The sequence below is a fragment of the Streptococcus sp. S784/96/1 genome, assembly GCF_902729355.1.
GTDB classification, from domain to species: Bacteria; Bacillota; Bacilli; order Lactobacillales; family Streptococcaceae; genus Streptococcus; species Streptococcus caledonicus.
Genome location: NZ_CACVCC010000009.1, coordinates 1 through 13,766, shown reverse-complemented (window position 1 = coordinate 13,766; position 13,766 = coordinate 1). Strand labels below are relative to the sequence as shown.

General features: G+C 37.4%; 12 protein-coding genes and 1 pseudogene. 10 read left to right on the top strand and 3 right to left on the bottom strand.

Features of this window, described 5'->3' with window-relative positions; translation table 11 throughout:
- Positions 1–16: 16 nt before the first annotated feature.
- Both rpsT and coaA read right to left on the bottom strand, forming a co-directional pair.
- Positions 17–265, bottom strand: coding sequence for a 30S ribosomal protein S20 (gene rpsT / locus GZ996_RS04535; protein WP_156805158.1), 249 nt, complete (start codon positions 263–265; stop codon positions 17–19).
- A gap of 52 nt (positions 266–317) precedes the next feature.
- Positions 318–1,238 (bottom strand): type I pantothenate kinase, encoded by a 921-nt coding sequence (gene coaA, locus GZ996_RS04530; RefSeq protein WP_161980697.1) that lies wholly within the window; start codon positions 1,236–1,238, stop codon positions 318–320.
- A gap of 245 nt (positions 1,239–1,483) precedes the next feature.
- On the opposite strand from coaA, the gene GZ996_RS04525 reads away from it, so the two are divergent.
- From GZ996_RS04525 to GZ996_RS04480, 10 genes are all read left to right on the top strand, one after another.
- A complete protein-coding gene (locus GZ996_RS04525; protein ID WP_156805160.1) occupies positions 1,484–2,077 on the top strand; it encodes a class I SAM-dependent methyltransferase in 594 nt (197 codons plus the stop codon).
- A 138-nt stretch (positions 2,078–2,215) separates the two neighbouring features.
- Positions 2,216–3,493 carry a pyrimidine-nucleoside phosphorylase gene (locus tag GZ996_RS04520; protein WP_161979176.1) on the top strand — a complete coding sequence of 426 codons (1,278 nt, stop codon included), beginning with the start codon at positions 2,216–2,218 and terminating at the stop codon, positions 3,491–3,493.
- Between the two features lie 22 nt (positions 3,494–3,515).
- A complete protein-coding gene (deoC, locus tag GZ996_RS04515) occupies positions 3,516–4,178 on the top strand; it encodes a deoxyribose-phosphate aldolase (protein WP_161980997.1) in 663 nt (220 codons plus the stop codon).
- Positions 4,165–4,554 (top strand): cytidine deaminase, encoded by a 390-nt coding sequence (locus GZ996_RS04510; RefSeq protein WP_156805162.1) that lies wholly within the window; start codon positions 4,165–4,167, stop codon positions 4,552–4,554. The genes deoC and GZ996_RS04510 overlap by 14 nt, the downstream gene beginning before the upstream one ends.
- Before the next feature lie 73 nt (positions 4,555–4,627).
- Complete coding sequence (locus GZ996_RS04505; protein ID WP_156805163.1) at positions 4,628–5,710, top strand: BMP family lipoprotein; 1,083 nt, start codon at positions 4,628–4,630, stop codon at positions 5,708–5,710.
- Between the two features lie 138 nt (positions 5,711–5,848).
- On the top strand, positions 5,849–7,369 hold the full coding sequence (locus GZ996_RS04500) for an ABC transporter ATP-binding protein (RefSeq protein WP_161979139.1): 1,521 nt from the start codon (positions 5,849–5,851) through the stop codon (positions 7,367–7,369).
- 14 nt (positions 7,370–7,383) lie between these two features.
- Positions 7,384–8,445: an ABC transporter permease gene (locus GZ996_RS04495; protein ID WP_156805165.1), complete on the top strand. Its 1,062-nt coding sequence runs from the start codon at positions 7,384–7,386 to the stop codon at positions 8,443–8,445.
- Between the two features lies 1 nt (position 8,446).
- The gene (locus GZ996_RS04490) at positions 8,447–9,400 is read left to right on the top strand and encodes an ABC transporter permease (protein WP_156805166.1); all 954 of its coding nucleotides are present in this window, start codon (positions 8,447–8,449) and stop codon (positions 9,398–9,400) included.
- 972 nt (positions 9,401–10,372) lie between these two features.
- Positions 10,373–11,743 carry a H2O-forming NADH oxidase gene (gene nox, locus GZ996_RS04485; protein ID WP_156805167.1) on the top strand — a complete coding sequence of 457 codons (1,371 nt, stop codon included), beginning with the start codon at positions 10,373–10,375 and terminating at the stop codon, positions 11,741–11,743.
- 92 nt (positions 11,744–11,835) lie between these two features.
- A complete protein-coding gene (locus GZ996_RS04480) occupies positions 11,836–12,693 on the top strand; it encodes a hypothetical protein (protein ID WP_162011434.1) in 858 nt (285 codons plus the stop codon).
- A 425-nt stretch (positions 12,694–13,118) separates the two neighbouring features.
- On the opposite strand, the pseudogene GZ996_RS04475 reads toward GZ996_RS04480, so the two are convergent.
- Positions 13,119–13,766 (bottom strand): annotated as a pseudogene (locus GZ996_RS04475) (IS3 family transposase); the annotation flags it as partial.

The window sequence follows — 13,766 nt, the reverse complement described above, 5'->3', positions numbered from 1 at the left end:
AAAGGTCGTTTTAAAATTAACCAAGTTTAGCAGCAAGACGTGCTTTATCACGGCTTGCTTTATTTGCGTGAATCAAACCTTTAGTAGCGGCTTTGTCGATGCTTGAAGAAGCAGCACGGAAAAGCTCTTCACTTGGATTTGCTTCAAATGCTTTAATAGCAGTACGCATAGCTGATTTTTGAGCTGAGTTCTTAGCATTTTGTTGAACTGTCTTCTCAGCGCGTTTGATAGCTGATTTAATGTTTGCCAATATTCTTACCTCCATTTTTACTAACCATCTTATTATATAGAAAAAGCATTAATTTGGCAAGTCTAAATTACTTTTTCAAATAAATTTCATCAATCTTATGATCTTTGGACTTGTGTAAAATGAGCTCAGCTCGATTTCGCGTTGGTTCAATATATTTTTCTAAATTAACAAGGTTAACAGTTTTCCATATATTTTGAGAAAAAGCGAGTGCTTCTTCAAACGGCCATTCGGTAAAGCGATGATAATAGTTTGTCTTATCTTTTTTAGCTAAGGAGAGCAAAGCTTGAAATCTTTCTAGATACCAATTTTCAATATGTTTACTATTAGCATCTATATAAATTGAAAAATCAAAGTAATCGGTCATATAAAGACGTTCATTCTGTGGATTTTGAAAAACATTTATTCCTTCAACGATTAAAAAATCTGGCGATAATAGGGTTTGTTTTTCATCTGGAACAATATCATAAATTTCATGAGAATAAACGGGAATAGAAGCATCAGAACCACTTTTCATGGCGTCTAAAAAGTCAATAAGAAGTTCCATATTGTAACTTTCTGGGAACCCTTTTTTATCCAAAATATTCCGTGAAATCAAGCTATCATTAGGATATAAAAAACCATCTGTTGTCACCAATTCAACACGGCTATTGGGATAAGTTCTGGCTAGTAATAATTGTAGTAGGCGACTTGTTGTTGATTTTCCGACCGCGACAGAACCAGAAACGCCAATGATAAAGGGACGTTTGCCGGCATTTTTTTGGAGAAAAATCCCTTTAGAAAAAGCTAGATTTTCCTGGTGGTGTTTATAAATTTGAATCAGACTAATCAAGGGAAGGTAGACATCAATAACATCTTGAATATTGATTTTATCATTTAAAGATTTGATATTATCTAATTCTTTTTCAGTTAAAGGAGGAGTCGTCGCCTGGTGAAGCTCTTGCCAACGAGTTCTAGAAAGTTTTTCAAAATTAATAAATTCATTAGTCATGGAGTTATTATAGCATTTTTCTTAACTATTCTGTGTTTATAAGGTGTTTTTTAAAGGAAAACAAACAACTTTTATGATTCAAATGATTTTTTTGACATTAATTGATTGATAAAGTTCGGAAATTGCTGAAAGAGAAATTAAAATTGAGAGATTGCAACCGTTTACGAGGTGTGATATAATTATTTTCCAGCCCCAAAAGGAGATGACTTGTTATTTCCAATAAATTATTGTTAGATGGAGAAGATATGGCTAATATGTATTATGCAGAAAATCCTGATAGTGCTCATGACCTCCATGAGTTGAAGGTAACACTCTTAGGGGAATCTTTTTCCTTCATGACTGATTCGGGTGTTTTTTCTAAAAAAATGATTGATTTTGGCAGTCAAGTTCTTTTGAATTGTTTAGATTTTAAAGAAGGAGATACTTTGCTAGACGTTGGTTGTGGATACGGTCCGTTGGGAATTGCACTAAGCAAGGTTCAAGGAGTTGAGGCAACGATGGTTGATATCAATAATAGAGCTTTAGAGTTGGCAGAGAAAAATGCAACAATAAATCATGTAACACCATCTATTTTCCAGTCAAATTTGTATGAAAAGGTAGGGGGAATTTTTAACCACATTATTTCAAATCCTCCTATTCGAGCTGGTAAATCAGTAGTACACGAAGTTTTAGAAGGAGCTTACAATCATTTGGTGTATGGGGGCGATTTAACGATTGTCATCCAGAAGAAACAAGGCGCTCCATCGGCAAAGGCTAAAATGGAAGATGTCTTTGGGAACTGCGAAGTTGTCAAAAAAGATAAGGGATATTATATTCTAAGAAGCATCAAAGAAAACTGATACTTCTAACCTAAATTACTCTAAAGAAAGGAACTGAATACGGAACAAGTTTTATATATAGATATAAGATAGTTCGAATGGATTAGCTTTTTTCTAGAAACAAAGTATTCCGTTGAGTTAAAGAGCTTAAACTATATGATGAGAACAGTTGACTTAATTCAAAAGAAGAGAGATGGCTTAGAGCTATCAACTGAGGAAATCCAGTGGTTAATTGAGGGCTATACCAAGGGAACCGTTCCTGATTATCAGATGGCAGCCTTTGCTATGGCAGTATTTTTTCGTGGGATGAGCATGCGTGAGACGCGTGATTTAACCATGAGCATGGTAGCTTCTGGAGAACAGATTGACCTGTCTGCTATTCCTGGAATTAAGACAGATAAGCACTCTACAGGTGGGGTAGGAGATAAAGTGACTTTGATTTTAGCTCCTTTAGTAGCAGCTTTCGGTGTTCCTGTAGCTAAGATGAGTGGAAGAGGCCTTGGACATACAGGCGGGACACTTGATAAATTGGAAGCTATCAAAGGCTATCAAATCGAACGCACACAAGAAGCATTTATCAAGCAAGTACAAGATATCGGTTTATCTGTTATTGGGCAATCTGATAATATGGTAAAAGCTGATAAACTGCTTTATGCGCTTCGAGATGTTACCGCTACAGTTGATATTATTCCATTGATTGCTAGCTCAGTTATGTCCAAAAAAATTGCAGCAGGTGCTGATAGTATTTTACTTGATGTTACAGTCGGTGATGGTGCCTTCATGAAAACATTGGAGGACGCAGTAAAATTGTCTGAAACAATGGTTGCACTGGGAAATGAAGTGGGACGAAAAACGATTGCTGTTATTACCAATATGACTCAACCTGTCGGTCGTGCTATCGGTAATCGTTTGGAAGTTCTTGAAGCTATTGAAATCATGCAAGGTAAGGGACGTGAAGATGTCACGCATTTTATTTGTGAATTAGCTCAGATTATGTTGAATTTAGCGAATGTTGATAAATCCTTAGACGATATTCATGATACTTTGGTCAATGGCAAAGCCTTGCAAAAGTTTGAAGAAATGATTGTCGCTCAAGGTGGAGATTTAGTGGATTTACATCGTCCATCAAACGCAAAATTCGTTGTTGAAGTTAAATCAGAAACGGATGGTTATGTTACGGAATTACCGGCATTAGAGTTTGGCCTTTTTGCAATGCGTCTAGGAGCAGGAAGATCAGTAAAAAACGATTCTTTAGATTATGAAACTGGCATAGTGTTCGATAAAAAGGTTGGAGATGCTGTAAAAGCAGGTGAAATAATTGCCAAAATCTATACAAACGAAATTTTAAGTAATAAAATGCTTACAGAATTCCAAAAAAATGTTAAAATAGGTGATGAACGTATTGAGTCACAAGAAATTTTAAGAATTATTAGCTAGTAGTAGGAAAAGGGGAAAATTGATGTCTATTAATAAATATATTGATCACACTCTATTAAAACCAGAAAGTACTCAAAGTCAAATTGACAAGTTGCTCTCTGAAGCAAAAGAGTATGATTTTGCTAGTGTATGTGTTAACCCAACTTGGGTAAATTACTCAGCAAAAGCTCTTGCTGAGACTGATGTCAATGTTTGTACAGTAATTGGTTTCCCTCTTGGAGCAACAACGCCAGCAGTTAAAGCATTTGAGACTAAAGATGCTATTGAAAACGGAGCTGACGAAATTGATATGGTTATCAATATTGGTGCTCTGAAATCTGGTAATTTTGATCTAGTCGAAGAAGATATTCGAGCAGTCGTCGAGGCTTCTGAAGATAAGATTGTCAAAGTTATTATCGAGGCTTGTTTATTGACAGAAGAAGAAAAAGTGAAGGCTTGTCAACTTTCAGTGAAAGCTGGTGCTGATTTTGTGAAAACGTCTACTGGTTTTTCAACTGGAGGAGCAACTGTAGCTGATGTGGCTTTGATGCGTCAAACTGTTGGTCCAAATGTTGGAGTTAAGGCTGCAGGAGGGGCTCGTTCATTGGCAGATGCACAAGCCTTTATTGAAGCAGGGGCAACTCGCTTAGGAACTTCTTCAGGTGTTGCTATTATCAAGGGAGAAACGGTAAATGGAGGATACTAATCTTGTTGAGTTAGCTATTGAGGCTAGTTCACGCGCCTATGTTCCCTATTCACATTTTCCAATTGGTGCAGCTTTAAAAACAGCTGATGGCTCTATCTATACAGGTTGTAATGTTGAAAACGCTAGTTTTGGCCTAACGAATTGTGGTGAGCGTACTGCAATCTTTAAAGCTGTCTCAGATGGTCATCAAAAGTTGGAAGAAATTGCGATTTATGGTACCTCTGCTGAACCTATTTCTCCATGCGGTGCTTGTCGTCAAGTTATGGTAGAGTTCTTTGAACCTACCGCAAAAGTTATCTTAATTGCTAAAAATGGTCAGACGGTCGAGACGACGGTCGGTGAGTTGTTGCCATACTCTTTTACAGATTTGACCTAATCTGTCTTTAACCTTCGGGTTATCTTATTCTTGCAACTTGGTTGCACAAAAATATTTAGGAGGGTTCATGAAAATGAACAAAAAATTTGTTGGACTTGGTCTAGCTACTGTTGCAGCTCTTTCACTAGCTGCATGTGGAAGCCGTACGGCTAAAAGAGATGATGCTTCTTCAGCTAAAGAAGAAACAGGCTTAAAAGCTGCTATCGTTACTGATATCGGTGGTGTTGATGACCGTTCATTCAACCAATCAGCTTGGGAAGGACTTCAAGAATGGGGTGACGCAGCTGGTCTTTCAAAAGGTAAGGGTTACGACTACTTCCAATCAGCTTCTGAATCAGATTACATTACTAACCTTGATTCAGCAGTAGCTGGCGGCTATAATGTTGTCTTTGGTATTGGTTTTGCTTTGGAATCAGCAATTGCTGAAGTAGCACCAAATAATCCAGATACACACTATGTTATCGTTGATAGTGTTGTTGCTGATCAAGATAACGTAGCAAGCGTTGGATTTGCTGACCATGAAGCGTCATACCTTGCAGGTGTTGCAGCTGCAAAATCAACAAAAACTAAAAAAGTTGGTTTCGTAGGTGGTATGGAAGGTGAAGTTATTGACCGTTTCGAAGCAGGATTTGTAGCTGGTGTTAAATCAGTTGATGAATCAATCAAGATTGATGTTCAATATGCTGGTTCATTTGGTGATGCAGCTAAAGGTCAAACAATTGCCTCAGCTCAATATGCAGCAGGTGCGGATGTGATTTTCCATGCATCAGGTGGTACAGGTAACGGTGTTTTTGCAGCAGCTAAAGCAGAAAATGAAACTCGTAATGAAGCTGATAAAGTTTGGGTAATCGGTGTTGACCGTGACCAATCTGCTGAGGGTGTTTACACTTCTAAAGATGGTAAAGAATCTAACTTTGTATTGGCTTCTACTTTGAAACAAGTTGGTGCTGCAGTTAAAGATATTGCAACTAAAGCATCAGAAGACAAATTCCCTGGTGGTGAAATTGTTCGTTACTCTCTTAAAGATAAAGGTGTAGAATTAGCTGAAACAAACCTTTCAGAAGATGCTTCTAAAGCAGTTGCTGATGCTAAAAAAGCTATTCTTGATGGAAAAGTTGAAGTTCCAGAAAAACCTAAAAAAGATGATGAAAAATAGTTAAATATTAGAAACTTCCGAAAAGGCGACTGACATCGGTCGCTCTTTTTAGGGAACTGGGAGATTTTCTCTCAGTAAAGCCTATCATTTCTTGATAGGTTTTGCTGAAAAAAAAGACAGTTTGGAAAGGAATAAACTATGACACAAGATTATGTCATCGAGATGAGAGACATAACGAAGCGATTTGGTGAATTTGTTGCAAATGACCAGATTAATTTAAATGTCAAAAAAGGTGAGATTCATGCTCTTCTCGGAGAGAATGGTGCAGGTAAATCTACCCTTATGAATATGTTGGCAGGACTTCTTGAACCAACGAGTGGTGAAATTATTATTAACGGTAAGTCCGTTACGATTGAATCACCTTCAAAAGCTGCGCAACTAGGTATCGGAATGGTTCACCAACATTTTATGTTGGTAGATGCCTTTACGGTTACTGAAAATATCATTCTCGGTAGTGAGACAACCAATGTAGCTGGTATGATTGACCTTAAAAAGGCTACTGCTGAAATTACAGAAATTTCAAAGAAATATGGTCTTGAAGTTAATCCAACTGCCAAAGTGGCTGATATTTCAGTTGGTGCGCAACAGCGTGTTGAAATTTTAAAAACTCTCTATCGTGGAGCAGATCTTCTCATTTTTGACGAACCGACAGCTGTTTTGACTCCTGATGAAATTGCAGAACTTTTAAAAATTATGAAAGTTTTGGTTTCAGAAGGAAAATCAATTATTCTGATTACTCATAAACTCGATGAAATTCGTGCAGTTGCCGATCGTGTTACGGTTATTCGCCGTGGGAAGTCTATTGAGACTGTGGAGGTAGCTGGTGCTACAAATGATGATTTAGCAGAGTGGATGGTTGGTCGTTCAGTTTCCTTTAAAACTGAGAAAATTGCATCTAATCCTAAAGAAGTTATCTTATCAATCGAAAATCTTGTTGTCAATGAAAATCGTGGAATTCCAGCAGTTAAAAATCTTTCCTTGGATGTTAGAGCCGGTGAAATAGTCGGAATTGCAGGTATTGACGGTAATGGGCAGAGTGAGTTAATTCAATCTATTACAGGACTACGTAAAGTTAAATCAGGTAAAATTACGATAAAAGGAGAAGATGTCACACATTATTCACCTCGTAAGATTACAGAACTAAGTGTTGGTCATGTTCCAGAAGATCGTCATCGTGATGGTATGATTTTGGATATGACAGTTGCTGAGAACTTTGCTTTGCAAACTTATTATAAAGAGCCAATTTCTAAAAATGGTATCCTAAATTATTCTAAGATTAATGAAAAAGCACGACAACTAATGGAAGAATTCGATGTTCGTGGTGCAGGAGAACTTATCCCAGGTAAGTCCCTTTCTGGTGGTAACCAGCAAAAAGCAGTTATCGCTCGTGAGATTGATCGCGATCCAGACTTGTTAATTGTCAGTCAACCTACACGTGGACTTGATGTCGGAGCAATTGAGTATATTCGTAAACGATTGATTGCTGAACGTGATAAAGGTAAAGCAGTGCTTGTTGTAAGTTTTGAATTAGATGAAATTCTTGATGTTTCAGACCGCATTGCAGTTATTCACGATGGAAGTATTCATGGAATTGTGTTACCAGCTGAGACTACCAAGCAAGAACTTGGTAAACTTATGGCTGGGGATCATCTCAAGTAAGAAAGGAAATCATTATGCTAAAAAAATACGAAAGTATCCTGATTCCCTTGCTGGCAGTTTTTTCAGGTCTGCTACTTGGGGCAGTGATTATGCTAATCTTTGGCTATGACCCAGTTTGGGGTTATGAAGAGCTTCTATATACTGCTTTTGGTTCTATTAAAAGTGTCGGAGAAATTTTCCGAGCGGTGGCTCCACTAGTTTTTACTGCATTGGGATTTGCTGTTGCTAGCCGTGCAGGGTTCTTTAATGTTGGTTTATCTGGTCAAGCTCTTGTTGGTTGGGTTTTTGCCGGCTGGTTTGCTCTTGCTAATCCAGACATGCCAAGACCACTATTAGTTTTAGCAACGGTTGTTATTGCTATGATTGCAGGTGGTCTTGCTGGAGCCATTCCTGGATTTTTACGAGCTTTTCTTGGGACAAGTGAAGTTATCGTAACAATCATGATGAACTATATTTTGCTCTATTTTTCAAACCATATTATCCGTGATGTTTTTTCGGATGAATTGATGAAAAATACAGATTCAAGTATTAATGTTTCTGCAAATGCTTCTTATCAGACAGAATGGCTTAGAGCTTTGACAGATAATTCACGTATGAATATTGGTATTTTCTTTGCCATTATTGCTGTTGTGCTTATTTGGTTCTTGTTTGCTAAGACAACACTTGGTTTTGAAATTCGTGCTGCAGGTCTTAATCCAAATGCAGCTGACTATGCTGGTATGAGTACCAAACGTACTATTGTTCTATCAATGATTATCTCAGGTGCTCTAGCAGGGTTGGGAGGAGCTGTACAAGGTTTAGGCACCTTCCAAAATGTTTATATCCAATCTGCCAATTTGGATATTGGTTTCAATGGTATGTCTGTTGCCCTTCTGGCCTCAAATTCACCACTAGGTATTCCATTTGCAGCCTTCCTGTTTGGTGCATTATCAGTTGGTTCTTCAGGTATGGTTCGTGCTCAAATTCCACCTGAACTAGTTAACGTTGTTACAGCATCAATTATTTTCTTCATTGGTGTGAAATTTATTTTTGAACAGATGCTAAGGTCAAAACGTTTTGCGAAAGGAGGTAAGTAGTATGAGTTTGAACTTATTAGCTTTACTGATTTCGCAGATGTTAATCTACTCTGCACCTTTAATCTTCACCAGTCTTGGAGGGGTCTTCTCTGAACGAGCTGGTATTGTAAACGTTGGTCTGGAAGGAACAATGGTTATTGGAGCATTTGCTGGTGTTGTTTTCAATATCGAATTCGCTGAGCAATTTGGTACAATGACACCGCTTTTAGCAGTTCTAGTAGGTGGACTTGTTGGTATTCTTTTCCAGTTGATTCATGCTACTGCGACAGTGCTTTTTAGGGCAGATCACGTTGTATCTGGTACCGTATTAAACCTCTTAGCTCCAGCTTTCTCGGTATTTTTAGTTAAAGTTATTTATGGTAAGGGACAAACAGACTCTATTCGCCAATCGTTTGGTAAATTCTCATTTCCAGGCTTGGAAAAAATTCCTGTTTTGGGTGACTTATTTTTCAAAAATACCAGCTTGATGGGATATGTTGCCATTTTGACAGCCTTTATTGCTTGGTTTGTTATGTATAAGACTCGCTTTGGTCTGCGCCTTCGTTCAGTAGGTGAACATCCACAGGCGGCAGATACTCTTGGTATCAATGTATACAAGATGCGATTTGCTGGTGTTATGATTGCTGGATTCCTTGGTGGAGTTGGAGGAGCAGTAAGTGCTCAATCTGTAAATATCAACTTCTCGGCAACGACAATCGTTGGTTCAGGATTTATCGCTCTTGCGGCTGTTATTTTTGGTAAATGGAACCCGTTAGGTGCAATGCTTGCAAGTCTATTCTTTGGTCTCTCGCAAAGTTTAGCGGTTATAGGAAGTCAATTACCAGGTTTACAAAATATTCCAACGGTATATCTTCAAATGGCTCCTTATTTGATTACCGTTATTGCCTTGGCTGCTTTCTTCGGAAAAGCTGTCGCTCCAAAAGCAGATGGTGTCAACTATATTAAAACTAAATAATCCTAAGATGAGGTTGGGACAAAACTCAAAATTTAGCCTTGCTATTGAAAATTGAACAAAATAAATGGCTTAGAATCAACGTTTTTTGACGACGTTATTCTAAGCCATTTACCATTTAGAAGACTTTTTGCCAAGTCTTCTAAATTTTAGGGTAGCAATAATTTGACGCAGTGGCTAATTGAAAGTTCTAAACTGGACACTTCTTCATTTTCAAGTCTCCAACTAAAACATTGACTGGATTATTGTCACTCGTTCGTTTTCAAGCTTGAACCTAAAAATAGTCCGATGGACTATTTTAGTACCACGCAAGCATAGCGGTCATACTATCGACTGTGATGAATGTCGCTCATCTTATTTCTAACCTCCAAAGGGCTTCCAGACCTTTGAAACTGTACGGATGTGAGAATGAAATCGTCTAGCGGACAGTTTCGTTCTGAGCTTAGAAATAAAATAGCTAAGGGAAGCCAAGACTTAGATATCACGACTTTTTATACGCAAACTTCAAAAAAGTGCAAAAAGGACTCCCTATGTTACAATATAAGTGAAAAATTTTTAGTTTTGGATTGTTAGCTCGTCTCTAACAATCTTTTTTATTGGCAAAATTCAGAATAAGTTAATTGATAAGACAAAAGAATATAAGCTAGTTTGAGTAACTAATGAGCAATAGCTATAGTTGCTTTTTGTGGTCCTCTTTTAGATTTTAATTACCAAATTAAACGATAAAAACAGAAACTGTAATCTGATCTATTCATGGAATGCTATCTAATATGTCTAGTTTGCGCTCATAGTCTTTGAGATAACCTTTTATTCGATTTTCTACTGTGGATTTTAGTAAAATAATTTAGTAGGGCTAAGTAGTGTATAAATATTTTTTAATTTGCTACGTGATAGTGAGCAAATATATGGAAAGCGCTTGTAATATGTGATAGAATAGAGTAGTAAAATAATATATTTTTGAAAGAGGATTTTACTATGTCTAAAATCGTTGTTGTGGGTGCCAACCATGCTGGTACAGCTGCTATTAAAACCATGTTAACAAACTATGGTGATGCTAATGAGATTGTTGTTTTCGATCAAAACTCAAATATTTCATTCTTAGGATGTGGTATGGCTCTTTGGATCGGTGAACAAATTTCTGGTCCAGAAGGATTGTTCTACTCAGATAAAGAAGAACTTGAATCACTCGGTGCAACTGTTTATATGGAATCACCAGTTTCAGCTATTGATTATAAAGCTAAAACTGTTACCGCTCTTGTAAATGGTAAAGAGCATGTTGAAAGCTACGACAAATTGCTTTTTGCGACAGGTTCACAACCAATCTTGCCGCCAATTAAAGGTGCTGAAATCAAAGAAGGTTCACTTGAATTCGAAGCAACTCTTGAAAATCTTCAATTTGTTAAATTGTACCAAAATTCAGCAGACGTCATTCAAAAACTTGAGAACAAAGACATCAACCGTGTTGCTGTTGTAGGTGCTGGTTATATCGGTGTTGAGCTTGCTGAGGCTTTCCAACGCAAAGGTAAGGAAGTTGTTCTTATCGATGTTGTTGATACTTGTCTTGCTGGTTACTATGACCGTGATTTGTCTGATCTTATGGCGAAAAACATGGAAGAGCATGGTATCAAACTTGCTTTCGGTGAAACTGTTAAGGAAGTTGCTGGTGCTGGTAAAGTTGAAAAAATCATTACTGATAAAAACGAATACGATGTTGACATGGTAATCCTTGCTGTTGGTTTCCGTCCAAACACTGCTTTCGCTGGTGAAGGTATTGAGCGCTTCCGCAATGGTGCATTCCTTGTAAACAAACGCCAACAAACATCAATTCCAGATGTTTATGCTATCGGTGACTGTGCGACAATCTATGACAACGCTACAGGTGACACAAGTTACATCGCACTCGCATCAAACGCAGTTCGTACAGGTATCGTAGCAGCTCATAACATCTGTGGAACTGACCTTGAAGGTATTGGGGTACAAGGTTCAAACGGTATCTCAATCTATGGTCTTAACCTTGTTTCAACTGGTTTAACGCTTGAAAAAGCAACTCGTCTTGGTATCAATGCTGCTGTAACTGAGTACACTGACAATCAAAAACCAGAATTTATTGAGCATGGTAACTTCCCAGTAACACTTAAAATCGTTTACGATAAAGATTCACGGCGTATCCTTGGTGCGCAAATGGCTGCACGTGAAGATATCTCTATGGGGATCCACATGTTCTCACTTGCTATCCAAGAAGGTGTTACTATTGAGAAATTGGCATTGACAGATATCTTCTTCTTGCCACATTTCAACAAACCATACAACTACATCACAATGGCAGCACTTGGTGCAAAAGACTAATTTGTGATTAGCATGCAAACCAGCCAACTGGCTGGTTTTTTGACGCTTATTTTTCCCTATGCTATAATGTGTCTTAGAAATGGAGAGATATTATGCTACGAGAAGCTGATCTTAGTGATATTAAAAGATATGGTGAGACTTTTTATCAACTATGTTTAAATCCATTGACATCAGGTTACCCAGCCTATTTTGATGGGACAAAGACTAAGGATGACTTTGAAAAAGTGTTGATGAGGCGATTAGAAAATGAGAATAGTAGGTTAGTGATTGCAGAGTTTAAAGGGCAAGTAGAAGGGATTGTTGGATATTTTTACCTGCCTGATGACAGGTATTTGCAAGTTGATTTGTTAAATCTATCTTATCATGCTGACATACATCTTACTGAGTTGGTTGAGCACTTAGAATCACATTTTAAAGATTTTCAGATACTTTTTGGCATTGATGCGAGAAATGCGACTTATCAATCAGTTTTAAAGGATATGGGATGGATTGCAGAAGCACCTCAAGTCATCAATCTGTTAGAAGAACCGTTTATAAGATGTGAACCAAGAGCTGTTAAGTCAAATATTATCCGTGTCAGCCATTCTAATCAGTTACAATTTCAATCTCTGTTTCCACAGGATAACCCTGATAATGTCTATTGGACACCAGAACGGTTGATAGAGGAATTGGACCATTGGGTAATATACTTATTTGCTGATAAAGGTGCTATTTGGGCAAGGCCATTCGGTGATAGACAAATGGAGATTTATGGCTATGTGATTGCTGAAAAAATGGCTAATGACTCTCAAAATATTCTTCGTGAGTTACTTTATACTCTTATAGAAGGAGCACGTCAGTCAGGTATTCGACAAATATTATTTTTTAGTGATGAAAAGGAATACGAGCTGCTAAGATCTTTAGGGTTTAAAGAAAGAGGAACTTATCTTTGCTATAGTAAGACTTTGTAGTTAGTTTCTTTTATTAATGTGATTAAAAATATAAAATGGTGAAAAACTAAAACAATCCAAAGATTGTGATATGATTCAATAGAATAATAAAAAAGAACTGGTGTGCTTATTCAGTTATTAAGTAAATAATATAGATTGCTACTAAAAAGTAGATGCAAATGGTGTAGTATAAGGCAAAGGACTATCTAAATTGATAATCAGCATTACGTAAGGGTAACTGAGGGGAATAATTAATATAGACAGGAGGTATTTGATGCCTATCTTTTGAAATACCTTTCCAATCGTAATTCATCATCTCAATTAAAGGGCAGAGAAAAACGAGGATTCCATGGTATCTTTTGTGAAAAATGTTAGCAGATAAAGAAAAAAAGACCACTATCATAATGAACTGCTCCCTGTCAAGTGGACAATGAAATAATAAAAGATTAAGCAACGGCCTTGTCCCTCAATTCAAGAGGGGCAAGGCCGTTGTGCTTCTCTTGAAATCGTTCGTTATTGTAAAAATAGATATAGTCAATCAATATCATAAACTAATTCCTCAAATGTCTTGTAAGCTTTCAAGTCATAACACTCCGTCTTAAAGTGACCAAAGAAACTCTCAATTGGCGCATTGTTAATGCATTTTCCAACTCGTGACCTAGAGCGTGTCATCTGACATTGGGGCGTTACCATCCGGTATTCCCGTGAAGTGTATTGACTTCCTCTGTCGCTGTGGATGATTGGTGTGGCATCTGGATTAGATTCCATAGCCTTTCTTAGGTTCTCCATGACAAGAGGATTGTCATTATGCTTACTGATATGGTAAGCCACGATAGAACCATCATAAAGGTCTTTAATAGCACTTAAATAAGCTTTACAACCTCGTCCATACTGTAAGAAAGTCACATCTGTACACCATTTTTGTCTCCTCAGATGTAGTCTCTTTGTGATTAAGTCACTTATAATAAACCTGATCGAGACACTCCAAGTCATTGGCATAACTGGCTAATAGAGGCTCCACTATGCTTATCGGAATAATCTTTAATAGCTTGAAATTCTTTTAAGTAACGTCCGAGTCTTACCGTCGGTTTCTG

Coding starts and splice junctions, on each gene's coding strand:
- rpsT (WP_156805158.1), bottom strand. CDS start 265: ATGGAGGTAAGAATATTGGCAAACATTAAATCAGCTATCAAACGCGCT.
- coaA (WP_161980697.1), bottom strand. CDS start 1,238: ATGACTAATGAATTTATTAATTTTGAAAAACTTTCTAGAACTCGTTGG.
- GZ996_RS04525 (WP_156805160.1), top strand. CDS start 1,484: ATGGCTAATATGTATTATGCAGAAAATCCTGATAGTGCTCATGACCTC.
- GZ996_RS04520 (WP_161979176.1), top strand. CDS start 2,216: ATGAGAACAGTTGACTTAATTCAAAAGAAGAGAGATGGCTTAGAGCTA.
- deoC (WP_161980997.1), top strand. CDS start 3,516: ATGTCTATTAATAAATATATTGATCACACTCTATTAAAACCAGAAAGT.
- GZ996_RS04510 (WP_156805162.1), top strand. CDS start 4,165: ATGGAGGATACTAATCTTGTTGAGTTAGCTATTGAGGCTAGTTCACGC.
- GZ996_RS04505 (WP_156805163.1), top strand. CDS start 4,628: ATGAACAAAAAATTTGTTGGACTTGGTCTAGCTACTGTTGCAGCTCTT.
- GZ996_RS04500 (WP_161979139.1), top strand. CDS start 5,849: ATGACACAAGATTATGTCATCGAGATGAGAGACATAACGAAGCGATTT.
- GZ996_RS04495 (WP_156805165.1), top strand. CDS start 7,384: ATGCTAAAAAAATACGAAAGTATCCTGATTCCCTTGCTGGCAGTTTTT.
- GZ996_RS04490 (WP_156805166.1), top strand. CDS start 8,447: ATGAGTTTGAACTTATTAGCTTTACTGATTTCGCAGATGTTAATCTAC.
- nox (WP_156805167.1), top strand. CDS start 10,373: ATGTCTAAAATCGTTGTTGTGGGTGCCAACCATGCTGGTACAGCTGCT.
- GZ996_RS04480 (WP_162011434.1), top strand. CDS start 11,836: ATGCTACGAGAAGCTGATCTTAGTGATATTAAAAGATATGGTGAGACT.